At 38.9% G+C, this 18,686-nt stretch carries 14 protein-coding genes; 6 read left to right on the forward strand and 8 right to left on the reverse strand.

Going from position 1 to position 18,686, the window contains the following annotated elements; all coding sequences use genetic code 11:
* Nucleotides 1–81 precede the first annotated feature (81 nt).
* Entirely contained in the window at nucleotides 82–2,292 is a 2,211-nt protein-coding gene (locus E4T88_RS15325; RefSeq protein ID WP_135106970.1) for a TonB-dependent receptor, read from the forward strand.
* Between the two features lie 47 nt (nucleotides 2,293–2,339).
* On the opposite strand, the gene E4T88_RS15330 is transcribed toward E4T88_RS15325, so the two are convergent.
* The 5 genes from E4T88_RS15330 to E4T88_RS15350 form a co-directional block, all read right to left on the reverse strand.
* The gene (locus tag E4T88_RS15330) at nucleotides 2,340–2,645 is read right to left on the reverse strand and encodes a hypothetical protein (RefSeq protein ID WP_135106972.1); all 306 of its coding nucleotides are present in this window, start codon (nucleotides 2,643–2,645) and stop codon (nucleotides 2,340–2,342) included.
* 5 nt (nucleotides 2,646–2,650) lie between these two features.
* Entirely contained in the window at nucleotides 2,651–3,316 is a 666-nt protein-coding gene (locus tag E4T88_RS15335; RefSeq protein WP_135106974.1) for a DNA alkylation repair protein, read from the reverse strand.
* Nucleotides 3,317–3,616 carry a Dabb family protein gene (locus E4T88_RS15340; protein ID WP_135106976.1) on the reverse strand — a complete coding sequence of 100 codons (300 nt, stop codon included), beginning with the start codon at nucleotides 3,614–3,616 and terminating at the stop codon, nucleotides 3,317–3,319. It abuts the gene before it with no gap.
* A 117-nt stretch (nucleotides 3,617–3,733) separates the two neighbouring features.
* Nucleotides 3,734–4,192, reverse strand: a complete 459-nt coding sequence (locus tag E4T88_RS15345; protein ID WP_135106978.1) for a hypothetical protein — start codon at nucleotides 4,190–4,192, stop codon at nucleotides 3,734–3,736.
* Nucleotides 4,193–4,339: 147 nt separating this feature from the next.
* Complete coding sequence (locus tag E4T88_RS15350; RefSeq protein WP_135106980.1) at nucleotides 4,340–5,623, reverse strand: Nramp family divalent metal transporter; 1,284 nt, start codon at nucleotides 5,621–5,623, stop codon at nucleotides 4,340–4,342.
* Nucleotides 5,624–5,760: 137 nt separating this feature from the next.
* On the opposite strand from E4T88_RS15350, the gene E4T88_RS15355 reads away from it, so the two are divergent.
* Genes E4T88_RS15355 through E4T88_RS15365 form a run of 3 tightly spaced genes read left to right on the forward strand, consistent with a single transcriptional unit; the run spans nucleotide 5,761 to nucleotide 9,278 of the window.
* On the forward strand, nucleotides 5,761–7,422 hold the full coding sequence (locus tag E4T88_RS15355; RefSeq protein WP_135106982.1) for a DUF4836 family protein: 1,662 nt from the start codon (nucleotides 5,761–5,763) through the stop codon (nucleotides 7,420–7,422).
* Between the two features lie 39 nt (nucleotides 7,423–7,461).
* Complete coding sequence (locus E4T88_RS15360) at nucleotides 7,462–8,106, forward strand: ATP-binding cassette domain-containing protein (protein ID WP_135106984.1); 645 nt, start codon at nucleotides 7,462–7,464, stop codon at nucleotides 8,104–8,106.
* The gene (locus tag E4T88_RS15365) at nucleotides 8,103–9,278 is read left to right on the forward strand and encodes a transporter (RefSeq protein ID WP_135106985.1); all 1,176 of its coding nucleotides are present in this window, start codon (nucleotides 8,103–8,105) and stop codon (nucleotides 9,276–9,278) included. The genes E4T88_RS15360 and E4T88_RS15365 overlap by 4 nt, the downstream gene beginning before the upstream one ends.
* Nucleotides 9,279–9,282: 4 nt before the next feature.
* Here E4T88_RS15365 and E4T88_RS15370 read toward each other — a convergent pair whose 3' ends face one another.
* Complete coding sequence (locus E4T88_RS15370; protein WP_135106987.1) at nucleotides 9,283–10,671, reverse strand: MFS transporter; 1,389 nt, start codon at nucleotides 10,669–10,671, stop codon at nucleotides 9,283–9,285.
* Nucleotides 10,668–11,366 (reverse strand): type 1 glutamine amidotransferase, encoded by a 699-nt coding sequence (locus E4T88_RS15375; RefSeq protein WP_135106989.1) that lies wholly within the window; start codon nucleotides 11,364–11,366, stop codon nucleotides 10,668–10,670. The genes E4T88_RS15370 and E4T88_RS15375 overlap by 4 nt, the downstream gene beginning before the upstream one ends.
* 129 nt (nucleotides 11,367–11,495) lie before the next feature.
* Here E4T88_RS15375 and zupT point away from each other — a divergent pair, with 129 nt between their 5' ends.
* Nucleotides 11,496–12,293, forward strand: coding sequence for a zinc transporter ZupT (gene zupT, locus E4T88_RS15380; RefSeq protein WP_135106991.1), 798 nt, complete (start codon nucleotides 11,496–11,498; stop codon nucleotides 12,291–12,293).
* 58 nt (nucleotides 12,294–12,351) lie between these two features.
* Here zupT and E4T88_RS15385 read toward each other — a convergent pair whose 3' ends face one another.
* The gene (locus E4T88_RS15385; protein ID WP_260393717.1) at nucleotides 12,352–12,798 is read right to left on the reverse strand and encodes a DUF3836 domain-containing protein; all 447 of its coding nucleotides are present in this window, start codon (nucleotides 12,796–12,798) and stop codon (nucleotides 12,352–12,354) included.
* A 240-nt stretch (nucleotides 12,799–13,038) separates the two neighbouring features.
* Here E4T88_RS15385 and E4T88_RS15390 point away from each other — a divergent pair, with 240 nt between their 5' ends.
* The gene (locus E4T88_RS15390; RefSeq protein WP_135106995.1) at nucleotides 13,039–18,606 is read left to right on the forward strand and encodes an alpha-2-macroglobulin family protein; all 5,568 of its coding nucleotides are present in this window, start codon (nucleotides 13,039–13,041) and stop codon (nucleotides 18,604–18,606) included.
* The last annotated feature ends 80 nt before the right edge of the window (nucleotides 18,607–18,686 follow it).

Raw genomic sequence — 18,686 nt, forward strand, 5'->3', positions numbered from 1 at the left:
TACACATCAGCTTATTGTGTACCGATCGGGTATGCAACAAAGTTTCTATTGTATTTTACAAATCAAATAATAAGAATCCAAATGAAAATATTTAAAATATTTATTCTACTTCTCCTCATCCCCATTTTCGCCTTTAGCAAAGACATCTTGAAAGGTTATGTATTCGACAACCAAAAACAGCCCTTAATCGGTGCATCTGTACGATGGGAGAATGCAAAGGCAGGAGTAATGACTGACGAACGCGGTTACTTTGAAATATCGGGTACGCCACACAAAGATCACATGCTCGCCATATCGTATGTCGGATTTGAAGATAAAGTTATCCACATACATGATTTTGCAGACACACAAAACGTTGTATTGGAAGAAAATGCCGAATTAGGCGAAGTCGTTGTAGAAAGGACAGTACCGGGAACAATCAAATCTCGTACAAGCCTATTGAATACGGAAAAAATAACAACCAAAGAATTGCACCGTGCGGCATGTTGCAACCTTTCCGAAAGCTTCGAAACAAATCCTTCGGTAGATGTATCTTTTAGCGATGCGGTAACAGGAGCTAAACAAATACAATTGCTCGGGCTAGCCGGAACTTACGTGCAAACATTGACAGAAAACTATCCTAACTTTAGAGGGGCAGCCTCAGTATACGGACTGGATTACATACCCGGCCCATGGATGGAAAGCATACAGATATCTAAAGGCGCAGCTTCGGTAAAGAACGGCTATGAGTCGATTACAGGACAAATGAATGTAGAATACAAAAAGCCAAATAGCGCAGATCCTCTCAGCTTGAATTTATTTTCGAGTGATGCCGGAAGATATGAAGGCAATGCCGATGCTGCATTTATCTTGAATGATAAGTTAAGCACGGGGGTATTCCTGCACTATTCGAATGAATCTGCATCACATGACGACAACGATGACAGTTTCTTAGACATGCCGAAGAAACACCAGTTTAATATGATGAACAGGTGGAATTATATGTCTGGCAGATATGCTTCACAATTCGGCGTTCGTTTCTTACAGGATTACCGTACCAGTGGGCAAACAATGCATACTTTAAATTCTGCTTCCATCAATACTGATCCATACGAAATATCTGTAAAGACAAACAGAGGGGAATTTTATACAAAGAACTCATACATTGTAGACGAAGAACGTAACGGAAATATTGCTCTGATATTCACAGGCTCATATCACGATCAGAAATCAAAGTATGCAGCAGACAAATACAATGTATATGAAAACAATCTATATGCGTCGCTGATGTATGAAACAGGGTTTGGCAAGATGCATCAACTAAGTACAGGTTTAAGTATGAACTGGGACAAATACAATCATTCAATTGATCTGACTCAGCCAATCACAAATCAGCCCAATGAAGAAACTGTGACAGGAGGATATCTTCAATATACCTTTAACAAGGATGATAAGTTCATTGCACTAGCCGGATTGCGGACAGACTACAGTACCCTTCACAAAAAAGCATTCATTACACCACGCCTGCACTTAAAGTATATGCCTGTAGAATGGCTAAACCTTAGAGCATCTGCGGGGAAAGGCTATCGTACAGTATTTGTTATGCCTGAAAACAGTTACTTCTTGGCAAGCAGCCGAAAGATAGAAATAGCAGACAACCTACGACAAGAATCGGCATGGAACTATGGTACAAGCATCTCTTTTCATATACCAATCAGAGGTGAAGAACTTACCATATCAGGAGAGTGGTACAGAACCGACTTTGACAATCAGGTGGTAACCGATGTAGATAGCGACCCTCATGCTGTAAAGTTCTATAACCTGTCAGGCAAATCGTATGCCGATAGTTATCAGATAGAAGCTTCATACCCCTTATTCAAAGGGTTTAATATATTGGGAGCGTATCGCTGGACAAATGCAAAAACAACTTACGGAGACAAACTAATGAAAAAACCTCTGGTAAGTGATTACAAAGCACTTCTAACAGGCTCTTACGAAACGCGCCTAAAGAAATGGGTGTTCGACCTTACCGCCCAATTTAACGGAGGCGGACGCATGCCAACCCCTGATGCGGTGAATCCTTTGTGGAAAACTACATTCGATTCGTTTACAATACTGAATGCACAGATCACTAAGAACTTCCGTAATTGGAGTATCTATGTGGGTGCAGAGAATATTACGGATTTCAAACAAAAGAATCCGATCGTCTCGGCAGAAAATCCATTTGGCGATGACTTTGATGCCACAATGGTGTGGGGACCAACTCAGGGTCGTAAATTCTACATGGGACTAAGATATGCTATTGGAAAATAGTTAAGGTATTTATAATCTAAAATATTAAGCGGGGTGAAGTATCTTAATTAATGAGATATTTCACCTCGTTTTTTATATTTATGTCTTACAAAAAGAATTAGCTTTATCAATAAGATGAGAGAGGAAAGGAAGACAGGTGAAAAGATCAAGACATTGACTAACAATGCCGTTGCTTGCATATCTATATCCAGAAAGTAAAGTACAACTCCTATCAGCAGCCAACAAAGAATAGAAAGGACAGACATTACCAATAATGCCAAAGGCTCTTTCCTACCCTTAAAGTGCTTTATCAACACATAAGCCGGTATAAGAATAACGAAGAATAATATGAGGGAGAAGTCTAATCCAAACATTACTCTTACCCCTCAAAGAAATAATCAAACTCGAAAGCCATACTATTAAACGCTTCTTGCTTTATCAGATCTTTATCTTCCTTATATATAGATAATTTTTGAAGAATGCGATCTGCAATATCTTTAGATTGGCGACCAATATGTTTTAGAGTTAACAATGCAGCATTCCGCAGAAAAATATTCTCGGATATCACATCATCCCAAATAGTTGACACTAATTCTACAGCTACCGGTTCAGTCTTCTTAGCAATAAACAAACGCGCCAACAACCAGTACCCTGTAGTCCTGATATCTGTAACAGTTGAATTTGCCCACTCCAATGCTATCTCTCTGGCAAATGCCACATTTTGAAGCAAGTTTGCACAAATCTGTTCTCTTATCTCCTGATTGGGAATAGATACACCCCACTCTCCCGCCTTTTCTTTTGTAAAAGAATCGGTTGGATAAAGTAGGGTTGCCAATATTTTCAGCTCGCGAGTATTGTCTGCCCAAAGCGTTTCCGCCAGTTTAGAATCAGGTTGATAACGCTTCGCTAAATCTTTGATCTGCTGAACAGACAAGCCAAAGTTTAGCTTGTAATCCAAACCACGCTGACGCATGTTTGTTGAAACGATACCGTTCATAGCCATACGGCATCTCTTACGAATGTCTTTTATTATATCTTCTTGCATTTATACCTCAAAGTCTACGGCTTTTCTATCTATTACAGCCTCTCTGATAAAAGGAAGAACAGCCTGATGTAACGGATGATTCTGATATATTTCTAAATCTTCTTTCTTACTCAATTCTGAATAAAGAGCAACATCAAAGTTGCCTCCTCCTAAGAAGTCGACACCTACTTCTATCTTGAGTAATCCATCAATTTTACCCGACAAAGCTTCTAGTTTTTCTTTTATCAGTTTTGCATTTGTAGCTTTATCATTTCCGTGAGCTTCATCCTTCAGCTTCCACATTACAATGTGTTTAATCATATTCAGTTATATTTTGGGTTTTATTAAAAGGTGACAAAAGTGACACTTTTTATTCGTATTTATATCGTCACCTTTTTCCTTTAAATCATTCTATTAATAGATAAAAACAAGCAGAAATTATTCTGCGTACTCATTTGGAGACACTTTTATCTCTGCAAAAAGCGTACCATCCAATTTATAATAAGCAAATATTACCGTCATTTTATCTTTACGAAACATATCGAGATCTTCGCCTTTATTCTCACGCATTCCCATAGTGATAGCAGGCTTTGCACTCCGAACAAATTCGTCAACAGATACGGTAGGCTCTTGAGTGAAAGTGTAGTAATACTTATATTCTGTAGCAGAAACAGCCTCAGCTCGATCCATGCGTATATTGCCGGGTAATACCATTGGCATCGAAGCATTCGCTTTTTCGGCCAGCTTAATATATTTCTTCTTCGGTGCTTCTCCTTTTACTTCTGTTTTTACAGTTTTTTCATCTGTTGTATTATCCGTTTTTGATTTTGAGTTACACCCAGTAAACGCAGCGAATGCAATCGAACAGATAAGAGCAAAAACAATATACTTTTTCATAACTATCCGGTTTTTATTAATAATCAAGTGATAAAGATACGTATTCAAAAAAGAATCTGATCCCTCTTATGTTATATTTTAGCTCGCAATGTGTTTATAAGAGAGAAAAACAGACCTAAAAACGGTTCTTTATTCGAGCAATATCGTTTATATCTTAACATCTACAAAGAAACTAACCAACAACAATATATTAAGAAGCGTAACAACTATGGCTATGCCATACAAAAGTATTTTCGTAAAAAGAGTATTAGCATACTTGCCCATTACCTCTTTAGATGAAGTAAGCCTTACCTGCAAAAACACAGTTATTGGAAGTTGCACACTCAAAATAGCTTGAGAAATAATCAACCCCTTAAAAGGGTCGCCTATCATAAATATGATTAGCAATGCTATCCCGAGTGAGATAATCACACCTGTACGCGAATGTATGTCTTTTATATTATAAGGTTCATCGTACATACCCGCAAATATAGAGCCTGCCGCAATACCCGAAGTCATAGAAGACGAAACGCCCGCCAACAGCAACGCCAATGCAAATATCACAACCGCATTACTCCCCAGTAATGGTTCGAGCAGGGAATGGGCTTGTTGAAGATCATTTACGACGATATTTTCTCTAAAGAAAGTTGAAGCAGCCAATAAGATCATCGCACTATTTATTGCCCACCCGATAAACATAGAGAAAAATGTATCGAAAAACTCGTATTTCAATTGCTTTTCAATCACAGCCTCATCTTGCAAATTCCATTGACGGCTTTGAATCACTTCCGAATGCAGAAAAAGATTGTGCGGCATGACCACTGCACCCAGCACACTCATTATAATCAACATACTCCCTTCAGGGATAGAAGGCACTACCCATGCTTGTGCCGCCTCTCCCCACTCTATATCAACAAGAAAAAGCTCGTAGATAAAGGATAGTCCTATAAGAGAGACAAAGGCAATAATATAACGCTCTATCTTTTTATACGAATTCGAAAACATCATCGCGAAAACGAAAACTGCAACTAATACGGCTCCCACTTTGATAGGAATATCAAAAAGCATATTCAATGCAATAGCTCCTCCCAATATTTCGGCCAAAGACGTGGATACAGAAGCTCCCATTGCCGACCACAATATAGTTCGCGAACCCATACGGGGTAAATATTTATTAGCGGCTTCGGAAAGACAGAGACCTGTCACAATACCCAAGTGGGCTACATTGTGTTGAAGGATAATCAACATAATGGTAGACAGTGTTACCACCCATAACAGGGCATATCCAAACTCCGATCCAGCTGCAAAATTCGAAGCCCAGTTACCGGGATCGATAAAGCCTACAGTTACCAATAGTCCGGGACCTATATATTTCAATAGTTCCAAAGCACCATACTTTGGTTTGGGGTGAATGCGTGTATATGCTTTCTTTAAATTTTCAAAAAGATTCATTACGTTCTATATTTGGATACAAAATTATCTTTTTCGCAAAACAATCTTCATAAAATGTGAAAAGAATTAATCATTCCAAAGCTCAACACCTTTCTTTTTCTTATATTCGCAGAATTAATATTTTTAAACACGAAATTATGAAACAAACGGGTATTACTCTCATAGTTGCATTATTTGTAGCTTTTTTTTACTCATGTAAAGATTCGGCAGACTTGACCAACTCGATACCGGCGAGTGCCGCTACTGTTATACATATCGATACAAAATCTCTATTGACAAAAGCCGACTATAAGCCACTGGAGAATAAAGTTATAAAAGAAGCCCTTGACAAGGCTAAATCCGGCGGCAATGCTACAAAAGCTATTGAACAGCTTGAGAGTTTCCTTAAAAACCCAAATTCGACAGGCATCGACTTTCTTAGCGATTGTTACATGTATATGGACAGTACGACAATGGGTATTGTTTTGAAAATAGACGATCAGAAGAAATTGAAGGAATTACTTATCAAGACCTTCGAACTACCGGAACAAATGTTGGAAGAAAAAGATGGAGTGACTACATTAAGTGCACAACAAAACTTTGTTATAGGCTGGACTAAGGATAAGCTTTTATTGCTTACATATATGGGAACTGTATATTATCGCGACCATAGTGCCTTGCCTGATCTGAAAACATTGGTTACAAAACAACTAACACAAACAGCCAAAGAGAGCATCAACTCTAAAAAATCATTCGCAGAATTTATTTCGAACAAAAAGGATATTTCGATCTTCTCTTCATACAGTAATATAAAAGGAATGTGGTCTTCTTTGTTACCTCCGGCATTGGCAATGCAAGGACATGACGGGAATGCTGTAAATAAAATGCTAACAGAATTATATGACCAATTAAAAGATATAAATACAGCTGCTTTTATTTCGTTCGAAAAAGGGGAAATAGCATTTAGCAATAAAATGTACTATGATACCCCGGAAGCAGAGAAGAAATTTAACGAACTGGCGTCGCAGATGACAGGTAAACTAAAAGGTGATCAGCTTAAATACTTTACAGATAAACCTATCTTTTCCATCTCGGCTAACATGAAAGGAGAAGGTATTTATAATTATCTGAACGAATTAGGCTTCATTTCTCTGATAGAAGAAAGTGCAGGTTCTAACTTATCGGAGTTAGGCATCGACCTGAAATCTTTTATATCGAATATGGATGGAGACATTACTTTTGCCGTAAATAATGTAAAAATTGTAACAAAAAAATCTGATTACTACGATTTTGAATATACAGACTCATCTCCTGAACTTTCATTTTTTGCAGACCTCAAAGACGCAAACTCTATATGGAATATTGCAAAAGGAAAAATAAAAGAACTTAATGGCGAAGCTGCCGTTTTCACTGAACTGAATCCAAATACATATTCGCTAAAAGTGGATGAGAATACGAATGCTTACTTTGGAATCAACAACAATATGTTCTTCTTTACAAATAGCGAAAGTGTATTCAAAAACATATCAGCAACAGGACTAAAGAGTGATCTGTCGGATCAGGCTAAAGATAAGACTACATTTATATGTGGAACCTTCAGTCCTCTAAAACCATTATTATTGTCAGAAATGGGAGGTAACGATAAGGCTAAGGAGCTTGCCACAAAAGGCTTTGACTTGCTTGGTGATTATAATTATATAACAACTCAGGACATGAGTGGTAATGGTAAAATCGTTATTAAAGATACAAGTGGCAATAGCCTTGCTGTAATTTGTAAATTTGTAGACAGTGTAGTTACACATATCGCTCAGGAATATTAAATAAAAAGCTGATAGCTAGAAGCTAACAGCTAAACATGGATGAATACGATACAATTAAGAAACGCCCTTCCTGATGTCTTCTCGGAGATAAAAGATATAAAATCAGATATCTGGAAACAAGACGTCACTTTTGAGAAGGGAAAAACATACCTGATAAAAGCAGAATCAGGCCTAGGAAAAAGTTCGCTCTGTAGCTATATCTATGGCTACAGAGCCGATTTTTCGGGAAACATCTTTTTTGACGAAGCAGAAGTCAAAAATATAAAGAGAAAAAAATGGGATAACATCAGATCAAAACATTTGAGCCTCCTATTTCAAGAACTGCGTCTTTTTCCCGAATTGACAGCACTGGAAAACATCCGGCTAAAAAACAATCTCACTCACCACAAAACAGAATCGGAAATCAATTCGATGTTCGACAGGTTGGGCATCAGTGACAAGAAAGACCAACCAATAGGAAAAATGTCTTGGGGACAGCAGCAACGTGTCGCAATTATCCGCTCGCTTTGCCAACCTTTCGACTTTCTTATCCTCGACGAACCCATCAGCCATCTTGATGACAACAATGCCAAAATCATTACTGAGCTTATCCTCGAAGAGGTAAGAGCACAGCATGCGGGATTGATAGTCACCTCGATAGGCAAAGATTTACCAATGGATTACTCTCAAATATTATCGCTATGAATCTGGTTTGGAAGCTCTTGAAACAAAATATAAGCAAAGGACAGTTTGCCGGATTCTTCATTGCCAATCTTATCGGATTAACAATTGTTCTGCTCGGCCTCCAGTTTTACGTGGATATCAATCCCTTATTTTCGGAAAAGGATACTATCATGAAGAGGGATTTTCTGGTACTAACAAAACAAGTCGGCATCTACAATACACTGAACCCTCAAGCATCAGGTTTTTCGGCCGAAGAAATTAAGAATATAGAAAACACCAGTTTTGCAACGCAGGTAGGAGCATTTATCGCTTCGAGATATAAGGTTTTTGGAGGAATAAATACCAATCAGGGAGGTTTCAACACCGAAATGTTTTTCGAATCGGTTCCTGATGATTTCATAGATGTGAAGACCGACAGATGGAAGTTTAGTCCCGATGATGAATTCGTTCCTATTATCCTTCCTAAAAACTACCTTGACCTTTACAATTTTGGTTTTGCTGAAGCTCGCTCTATGCCGAAACTTTCGCAGAGTGTAATCGGAATGGTGAATTTCAACATCACCATATCGGGTAAATGGCAACATAAGGAGTTTAAGGGGCAAATAGCCGGTTTTTCGAATCGGATAAACACAATCCTTGTTCCCGAATCTTTTATGAAATGGGCAAACGAAAACTACGGCGAACAAGCCGTCTCCAATCCCAGCCGACTAATGGTAGAAGTAAACAATCCTGCCGACCCAAATATTGCGACCTTTCTCAAAAAGAATAACTATGAAGTAGAAGGCGAAAACTCGGCAGTGAGTAAAATGTCGTACTTCCTCAAGATAATGGTAGGCATTGTTATTGCAATAGGAATAATAATCTGTGCACTAGCTTTTTTTGTGCTTACACTTAGCATCTATCTGTTATTAGAAAAGAATATGGAAAAACTACGGAATCTTCGTCTGATAGGTTATGCAAAAAGCGTGGTAGTGCGCCCTTACGAATTAATGGCTATCGGGATGAATCTTGCGATACTCACACTTGCAATTGCATCGGTCTTGGTGATACGCATCAAGTACAGCGATATTGTACGCAATGTATGGAGTGAGTTCGAAGGTTCGGATATTATGATCACTCTGATTGCCGGAGTATGTATATTCTTACTTTTATCCTCGCTGAATATTGTAATAATAAGAAGAAAAGTAAAATAGAAGTTTATTCTTTCGGTTTCTTCTTTTCCCTCACCGAAGAAGCATATACTCCAAAGAGACAAAGCACAAAGAAGGTGATGAATGTAATACGCATGCTCCCTATAAACTGAGGGTGCGGTGCTAAAGACAAATCGATATTACCTATCATTATCGACATTGCCATTATAGCTATCCCCATACTCAGAGACTGTCCTGTAAGCCTCATTGTACCCATCGTTGCTGATGCCAGTCCATAATGTTTTCTTTCTACCGAACTCATTATAATATTTGTATTTGGAGAAGAGAATATACCAAATCCTAACCCCAAAAGAACCATCATGATACCAATAAAGTAATAGCTTGTAGTCTCGGTAATAAAGCACAATCCACCCAACCCGACCGCAATGATAGACATACCTATAGTTGCCAGAAATGTAGGAGACATCTTGTCGGACAAGCTTCCTGACCTCAAAGCGGCGATAGCCTGTATAACAGATTGTATGATAAGTATTAGTCCCGCATCGCGAGGAGATAATCCCCGCACATATTGAAGATACAAGCTCAACATAAAGGAAATGGCAAATGTCGCCGAATAATTTATCAGAGCAGACAACGAAGACATCCGAAACATTTTGTTACCGATAAAAACACGAATGTTAAACACCGGAAACTCTTGTTTCTTTTCATACAAAGCAAATAAGAATAATACGATTACACCTATTACAATAAAAATGAAACCCTGAATGTGAGGTAATTCCGCAAAACCATAGATCAGAGCAAACAGCCCAATAGCAAACAAGATAGAGCCTATCGTATCAAATTTACTTTTAGCCTCTTCTTTCCAGTCTTCTTTTATGATATAATATCCACCTATGGCGACGATAAAGCAAATAGCCGCAGAAACAAAAAAGATACTATGCCAATTGAAATACTGAGTAAGCAAACCACCCACAAAAGGTCCGGCAGCCAATGATGAGTAAACAGTTGCAGCAACTACCCCCATAGCTTTCCCCCGTTTTTCGGCAGGGACAGAAGAGGTAAGAATAGCGGTACTGGTACCAAACATCATGGCACTACCGATTCCAGCAAGGAAACGATAAATGATAAGCATAACCCCTGTTGTTGCCAATCCACTCAATACCGAAAATATAGTCAGAATAACTACCCCCCATATAAACACCTTTTTGCGTCCTATCATGTCTGCCATACGGGCACAGGGTATTTGCAAAATGGCTGTAGACAGCATATAAGAAGTCGGCACCCATCCCGACATAACAGCGTTGAGCGACAAGTCTTTGTTGATATACGGCAGCGCAAGGTTTAGAGCCGAGCTTATAAAAGGCACAAGCGAAGAAGCCAGACACAGGATAAATAACAAAGCTCCTGTGTTTGCTTTTTTCTCAGGATGCGTCATAGTCTGATCAGTTTATTCAAGATTGTTTCTATCATCTTATTGCATGACGGAATATATTGAGTGTTTTTTCTTATATAATCTTCCGATTGAATATATTTTCCTCCAACAAGTTCTTCATCACTATTGTTGAGTATATCGGCACAGCTTTTTTCAGTTGCTTCAAAATGGAACTGTAAGCCGATAACCTTTTCTTTATACGAAAAAGCCTGATTAACACATGCCTCACTCGAAGCGAGCAGTTTGGTTCCTGCGGGCAAATCAAATGTATCGCCGTGCCATTGGAAAACAATAGGAGACACGGTTTCACTTCCGAATAAGTCCTGAGATTCTTTGTCAACAAACGATATGGGCAACCAGCCTATTTCTTTTTCCTTATTTGGATATACTGCGGCTCCCAATGCATTGGCTATTATCTGCGAACCCAAGCAAATACCTAGCACAGCTTTGTCTGATTCAATTGCTTTTCGTACAAAGAGCTTTTCATCTTTCAACCAAGGATAGCTGTCTTCTTCATAAGTCCCCATAGGGCCTCCCATAATTACGAGCATATCAAAGTCATCCTGATCAGGAAACTTATAATCCTCATAAATTTTGGTTACGGTTAAATTATAACCGTTATCCTTTACCCATTTTTCGATATATCCTAACCCTTCGTATGGGACATGTTGAATGTAATGAACCCTATATGTAGACATAATTATATTTTTGTGTGATTTAAACTTTAAATGTACCAAAAATGTTCATATCAAGAACAATCTATAAAAAATATAGTTTTCAAAATAAAAACTATATCATACCTTTACATTCATAACACGCTACTAAGGATGTCGGATTATAATATATTACTAGCTTTTATACTTACTGCTATAGCCGGGCTATCTACCGGAATAGGCAGCCTGATTGCGTTATTGGCAAGACATACAAATACGAATTTCCTTTGTGCTTCTCTCGGCTTTTCGGCAGGAATCATGCTATACGTTTCTTTTATGGAAATGATACCCGAAGGGAAAATAGAACTGATAGCTGCTTATGGAGAAAAACTGGGTACACTATATCTTATTCTGGCATTTTTTATAGGAATTGCATTTATCAATCTCATAGACTTTCTTATCCCCGAGTCTCTAAACCCTCATGAAATACAAGGAGTAGAAGATATGGGTATAAAAAAACGAGCATTGAAACGTACCGGTATCGTAGTGGCCATGTCTATAGCAATTCATAATTTCCCCGAAGGGATAGCCACGTTTACTTCTGCTCTTGGTTCTTTAGATGTTGCCATACCGATTACGATAGCGATAGCAATACATAATATCCCCGAAGGAATTGCTGTAGCTGTACCCATATATCATGCAACAGGCAGCCGACAAAAGGCTTTCTGGCTTTCGTTTGCATCCGGTCTGGCTGAGCCGTTCGGTGCTCTGATTGCCTATTTTTTCCTTTTACAGTTTTGGACTCCTGCTATAAATGGGCTTATACTGGCTGCGGTGTCGGGCATTATGGTGTTCATCTCGTTGGACGAACTTTTGCCTAGTGCCGAAAAATACGGAAAACATCATATTTCCATCATGGGACTCGTCGCCGGAATGCTGGTCATGGCATTCAGCTTATATCTGTTTATATAAAAAATCCTGCCTCTTTTCGGGAAGCAGGATCACAATACCGTGTTGATAAATATAAGTTCTATTTTATTGCTGTCAGATTATCTTTTGAATTCACCTGCACTACTGCCAACAATTCACCCTGTGCATCATATATGTGTTGCAAGTGTTGAGACTGTAACGACCATGTAGATATACCCTGATCCCATGTTGTGTAAGCAATATCTACCACTTGTCCTTTATTGTTATATTCATAACTGTACTTTTGAACTCCTACCCAACCTTCTTTATCTACCCATTTGTAAAGTATTCTTTCTTGTAAAGAACCATCAGTACTATATTTATATACTGTTTTGTCCAACGCCTTCGAGGTTTCTTTATCTACCGTTACGTACTCTTTCGTTTTGTCGTCATTATTGCTATAAACTCTGGTTTTAGGACTCCCTGCATATGCATTTGCTACAGATAATAATACGACTAAAAGTGATGTTAATATTGTTGTTCTCATGACTGTATTTACTTTAAATATTTCTTAATCTTTTTACAAATTATTTGAAAAGCGCTTCTATACATAAGACGATAATCTGGAGAATATAGTTACAACTTTTTTCTGTTTTTTTGAAACAAATACATAAAGCGCTAGAAAACAGAATCTTTACAGAGTAAACAATTTATATGTGTTTTATAAAAAGTAAATACAATCAATCTCTTTATCGAAAATATTCTCATATATTTGTACTTATACTAACTTGCATCAATAGCACAATTTATGAAAAAATACCTATTCACCCTTAGCCTGATCGTCATAGCATGTCTTTTTAGTCTAAATTCATGTAGAAAAAGTGGTAGTAAAGAGATCAACTCCGAGTTTGCAAAATATATTGCCGCATTTACCTATGGAAAAATATCTTCCTCTTCGGAGATCCAAATCGAACTTACACAAGATATTCCGACAGCCGAGCTCAATAAAGAAATCGAGCAGGAGCTATTTGAATTTTCTCCATCGATAAAAGGTAAAGCCTACTGGACCAGCACACGTACTATCAAATTTGTACCTGGGCCCGGAGAGTTGAAACAAGGGACAGAATATGATGCTTGGTTCAAACTCGACAAAGTTTTGAAAGTAGATAGCGACTTCAAAGAGTTCTACTTTTTTTTCCGTGTGCCTGAACAAAACTTCAATGTAAACCTACGCCCTTATACTCAAATGAAAGATAATGACCTTGTATGGAATACTGTACAAGGCGAAGTTCTTTTAGCGGATGAGGCCAACACAGACGATGTAAAAAGTATGTTCTCTTTATCGGGCGGAGATAAATCTAAAGATGCTAAAATAAAGATTACTCCAAGCGAAATAAAAGGTAGATACAATCTAACGATAGACAGCCTTTACAGAGGTACAAAAGAAATAGAATATACATTGAGCATAAAGGGGAGTGCCATAAATGCAAAAAGAGATGATGAGCAAAAAATCATTATCCCTGCAATCTCCGATTTTAAGGTATTGGACGTATCAATGGAATATTCTCCGCAAGAATGCGTTCGCATTACATTCAGTGATCCTCTATCTCTAAATCAGAATATACAGGGGCTGATAAAACCGGGTATTATAGAAAGTTTCTCTTTCGATATTCAGAAAAATATAATGAAACTCTATCTTGATAAAACGACAAGAGGTACAAGTACCGATCTGAAAATATTCAAAGAGCTGAGAAACTCACAAAACAAGACTCTTGAGAAAGACTATACGTTCAGTGTAAATTTTGAAAAGAACAAACCCGAAATAGAAGTACCTAATGCGGGTAATATACTACCCAATTCGGAGAATCTTATCATTCCATTCAAAGCTGTCAACCTATGGGCGGTAGATGTGAAAGTTATTAAGATATACGAAAACAATATATTGGGTTATCTACAGTCGAATGATTTTGGAGGAAGCAATGAGCTAAAACGTTTCGGCCGTCTGATTCTAAAAAAACGTATCCGACTGGATGAAGACCCTACGATGAAACTGGATGAATGGAATACATTCTCTCTGGATATGGCAAAATTGATAAAGCAAGATCCGGGAGCAGTATACAAGGTAGAATTCACCATGAAAAAAGAATACTCTCTTTATCCTTGCGACGGTATAATTCCTCAGATACCGAAAGATGCTGCATTACAGCGTTTCGACAATGAAATGGACGAAGAAGACGAAAAGCAATGGGATAATCCCGGATATTATTACTACTCCGACGAATGGGATTGGGATGAATATAACTGGCAAGAAAGAAATAATCCTTGCGACCCGACATATTACATGAACAAAACATCAGAGGTCGTTGTATTAGCATCCAACATTGGTATCACTGCAAAGATGGGCTCCGAAAAGAAAATGACAGTAGCCCTTACAGATATATTAACTACAAACCCTATTTCGGGTGCAACCGTTGATATTTACAACTATCAGATGCAGCGCATTGGCACAGGCAAAACAGATGGAGACGGGTTTACAGAAATAGAATACAAGGGAGGTGTTCCGTTTGCAGTTATTGCATCGCATGGTAAAGAAAAAGGATATCTGAAGGTTACTTCAAACCTTTCTTTATCGCTTAGCAACTTTGATGTTAGCGGACAAGAGATACAAAAAGGATTGAAAGGGTATATCTATGGAGAGCGAGGCGTGTGGCGTCCGGGCGATTCTATATTTGTCACCTTTATTCTCGAAGATAGACATCAGACATTACCAAAAGATCATCCTGTTTCGCTCGAACTATATACTCCACGCGGGCAAATGGCTCAACGTTATGTATCCACTACGGGTAAAGATGGATTCTATGCTTTCCGTATGGCTACCGACCCGAATGCTATCACAGGCAACTGGAGGGCACGTGTAAAGGTGGGAGGAGTAGCATTCTCAAAGACTTTGAAAATAGAAACCGTTAAGCCGAACCGTTTAAAAGTACGACTTGATGCAGGTGAAATGATAAACGCAGGCAGCGGCACATTTTCCGCTCCGTTGTCTTCGCAGTGGCTACATGGTGCTCCGGCAGCAAATCTGGCAGCAAAAGTAGAAATGACATTAAGTAAAGCATCCAATCCTTTCAAAGGATACGAAACTTATACTTTCAACAATCCAACGTCGAACTTTGCGTCCGATACCTATACAGTTTTTGAAGGGAAACTTGATGCACAAGGGAATGCAACGGTGAGAACAAGCCTGCCTCAGGCTTCTAGCGCACCGGGAATGTTGCGAGCGAATATCGTTTCCCGAGTATTTGAGTCGGGGGGAGATGCCAGTATATATACTCAAACTGCAGCTTACTCTCCATACTCGGCATATGTAGGAGTTAAAGTCCCAACAAGTAGCGATTACGGCTGGTTGGAGACAGACAAGGACAATATGTTTGATATTGTTACTCTCAGCCCCGAAGGAAAACCGATTAACCGCTCGAATGTAAATGTGAAAATTTATAAGTTAAAATGGTCTTGGTGGTGGAATACCAATGATAATTTGGCTTCTTATGTGAATAATACATCTACCGAAGTACTCTTAAATGAAAACATTTCAACTTCGGCAGGAAAAGCGAAAGCCAAGTTCCGTGTAAACTATCCGGATTGGGGACGTTATCTCATCATGGTAAAAGATGAACAGAGCGGACACATCACAGGGAGAGTATTCTATGTGGATTGGCCATCGTGGAGAGGACGCTCGGAGAAAGATGACCCAAGCGGATTAACAATGCTTTCGTTCTCTACAGATAAGCAGTCTTACAAAGTTGGAGAAACTGTTACCGTAATTTTGCCAAAAAGTTCAAAGGGTCGCACCTTGATTACCATAGAGGATGGCTCACGTATCATTTCGCGCGAATGGGTAAAGACAAGTGCGACAGAAGATAGCAAACACACCTTCAAGGTGACAGAAGAAATGACACCTAACTTCTACATTGCCGCCAGCCAGTTACAACCGCATGCGCAAACAGACAATGACCTGCCTATCCGTATGTATGGTATATTGAATATCAATGTGGAAAATAAGGAAACGGAACTGAATCCTGTCATCACGATGCCGGATGAACTCCGTCCGGAAAAAGAATTCAGTGTTTCCATATCCGAAAAGAACAAAAAAGAGATGACTTATACCCTCGCTATTGTAGATGAAGGGTTGTTAGACCTCACATCATTCAAAACACCAAATGCCTGGGCTGATTTTTATGCACGTCAGGCTCTGGGTGTACGCACATGGGATATGTTCGATATGGTAGTAGGTGCACAAACGGGCAAGCTTGGTCCTCTGTTGAGCATCGGTGGTGACGAAGCTTTGAAACCAGCCAACAATGTTATGAGCCGATTTAAACCTGTAGTAAAATATATGGGTCCATTTACAATAAGCGGAGGTAAAACGGATACGCACAAAATCAAACTTCCATCTTATTTCGGATCAGTACGTGTAATGGTTGTTGCCGGAAATAAAAAAGGTGCTTACGGAAGTGGTGAGAAAACTGTTCCTGTAAGAAATCCTCTAATGATATTATCGACATTACCACGTGTGGCAGGTCCTGACGAAGAGTTCTTGCTTCCTGTAAATGTATTTGCGATGGATAAGAAAGTGAAAACTGTAAATCTGACAGTAGAATCGAAGGGTATATTCCAGTTTACAGAAGGAACTTCTAAATCTGTATCATTTACGAATGTAGGCGATAAGATGGTTTACTTTAAAGTGAAAGTCGGCAAGAAAACAGGCTATGAAAAAGTTGTGATTAGAGCGACAGGAGGAGGAGAATCTGCAACAGAAACAATTGATATTGAGATTCGCAATCCGAATCCGAATGTCCTGTTAAGTTCTCACGCTCTTGTTTCGCCAAATGATACGGCACATCTAGCCATATCATTCGAAGACATCAAAGCTGAAGACTGGGCAAAACTCGAAGTATCACGTATGCCGGGAGTGAACCTGAATAACACATTAACTTATTTGCGCTACTATCCTCACGGATGTACCGAGCAAGTAACATCAAAAGGGTTCCCGCTACTATTCTTAGAGAAATTCAGACCTCTTACCGAAAAAGAAAAAGAAGTTATAGTAACAGATAACGTAAAAGGGGCTATTCAGACGATCGTTTCACGTCAACTTGGCGACGGTGGTATTGTTTACTGGCCGGGCAACCGTTATCCGGATGAATGGGTAAGCAGCTATGCCGGACACTTCTTGCTGGAAGCACAGAAAGCAGGATGGGAAGTTCCAACATCAGTAATCAACAAGTGGAAACAGTTCCAGAAAAAAGCTGCTCAAACATGGAATAAGGGTAACCTTTACAGTTCTTATTATACTTACTCGATGAGTGACTTACAGCAAGCATATCGCTTATATACTTTGGCGCTTGCCGGAGATCCTGAGTTGGGAGCGATGAACCGATTGAAAGAAATGCAAGGCTTATCAGTACAGGCTCGTTGGAGGTTGGCTGCTGCCTACGCCTTAGCAGGGAAGAAAGATGCAGCACTGCAACTGACAAACAATGCTAGCGATCAGGTAGAACATTATGCATTCAGTAACAACACATTTGGTAGTTCTCAGCGTGATATGGCTATGATAATGGAGACATACCTCTTGCTAGGACAGACACAAAAAGCGCTAAAACTCTCATTCAAGGTATCTGAATACCTGAGCGGAAGTTATATAACTACCCAAACTGCAGCTTATGGTTTGATCGCTATGTCTCGACTGGCTGAAAAAATGGGTAAAGGTGTTATCTCTTACGAATGGTCGTTGAATGGAGTTCCTCAAAAAGTAAATAACTCGGGAGATGTTTTCCAAGAAGTAAATATAAAACCTCACGATAAGGTAAACATATCGATTAAGAATAAGGGACAGGGTGATATATTTGTTCGTCTGTTAGGTAAAACACAACCTTTGACAGACAAGAATCCTGCCGAAGCGAATGGAGTAAAACTATATGTAAAATATATAGACGAAAACGGCAAAGAGCTGGATGTTTCTTCTCTACGACAAGGAACAGAATTCTATGCAAATGTGATTGTTCAAAACATTTCGGGACAATATCTTACAGATATGACACTCGATCAGATATTTGCCTCAGGATGGGAGATATTCAACAATCGCTTGTTCAACGAAGCCGATACAAGAACAGCCGGTGCGTATAACTATCAAGACATCAGAGATGACAGAGTATATACTTACTTCAATCTAGGTACGGGATATTCGATGTCATTCAAGGTCAGATTGCAGGCTGCGTATTGTGGCAAATTCTATCTTCCGGCTGTAGCAAGTTCTGCTATGTATAGCCCTGATATAAATGGACGTACTACCGGACAATGGGTAGAAGTAAAGCAATAAAGTAATGTAATTAACTAACAATCAAAATAAGATAGGGTGTTTTATTCGAAAAATGCCCTATTTTTGTATCAATTATTAAC

The organism is Dysgonomonas mossii, assembly GCF_004569505.1.
Classification (GTDB): Bacteria; Bacteroidota; Bacteroidia; order Bacteroidales; family Dysgonomonadaceae; genus Dysgonomonas.

Coding starts and splice junctions, on each gene's coding strand:
- E4T88_RS15325 (WP_135106970.1), top strand. CDS start 82: ATGAAAATATTTAAAATATTTATTCTACTTCTCCTCATCCCCATTTTC.
- E4T88_RS15330 (WP_135106972.1), bottom strand. CDS start 2,645: ATGTTTGGATTAGACTTCTCCCTCATATTATTCTTCGTTATTCTTATA.
- E4T88_RS15335 (WP_135106974.1), bottom strand. CDS start 3,316: ATGCAAGAAGATATAATAAAAGACATTCGTAAGAGATGCCGTATGGCT.
- E4T88_RS15340 (WP_135106976.1), bottom strand. CDS start 3,616: ATGATTAAACACATTGTAATGTGGAAGCTGAAGGATGAAGCTCACGGA.
- E4T88_RS15345 (WP_135106978.1), bottom strand. CDS start 4,192: ATGAAAAAGTATATTGTTTTTGCTCTTATCTGTTCGATTGCATTCGCT.
- E4T88_RS15350 (WP_135106980.1), bottom strand. CDS start 5,623: ATGAATCTTTTTGAAAATTTAAAGAAAGCATATACACGCATTCACCCC.
- E4T88_RS15355 (WP_135106982.1), top strand. CDS start 5,761: ATGAAACAAACGGGTATTACTCTCATAGTTGCATTATTTGTAGCTTTT.
- E4T88_RS15360 (WP_135106984.1), top strand. CDS start 7,462: ATGAATACGATACAATTAAGAAACGCCCTTCCTGATGTCTTCTCGGAG.
- E4T88_RS15365 (WP_135106985.1), top strand. CDS start 8,103: ATGAATCTGGTTTGGAAGCTCTTGAAACAAAATATAAGCAAAGGACAG.
- E4T88_RS15370 (WP_135106987.1), bottom strand. CDS start 10,671: ATGACGCATCCTGAGAAAAAAGCAAACACAGGAGCTTTGTTATTTATC.
- E4T88_RS15375 (WP_135106989.1), bottom strand. CDS start 11,366: ATGTCTACATATAGGGTTCATTACATTCAACATGTCCCATACGAAGGG.
- zupT (WP_135106991.1), top strand. CDS start 11,496: ATGTCGGATTATAATATATTACTAGCTTTTATACTTACTGCTATAGCC.
- E4T88_RS15390 (WP_135106995.1), top strand. CDS start 13,039: ATGAAAAAATACCTATTCACCCTTAGCCTGATCGTCATAGCATGTCTT.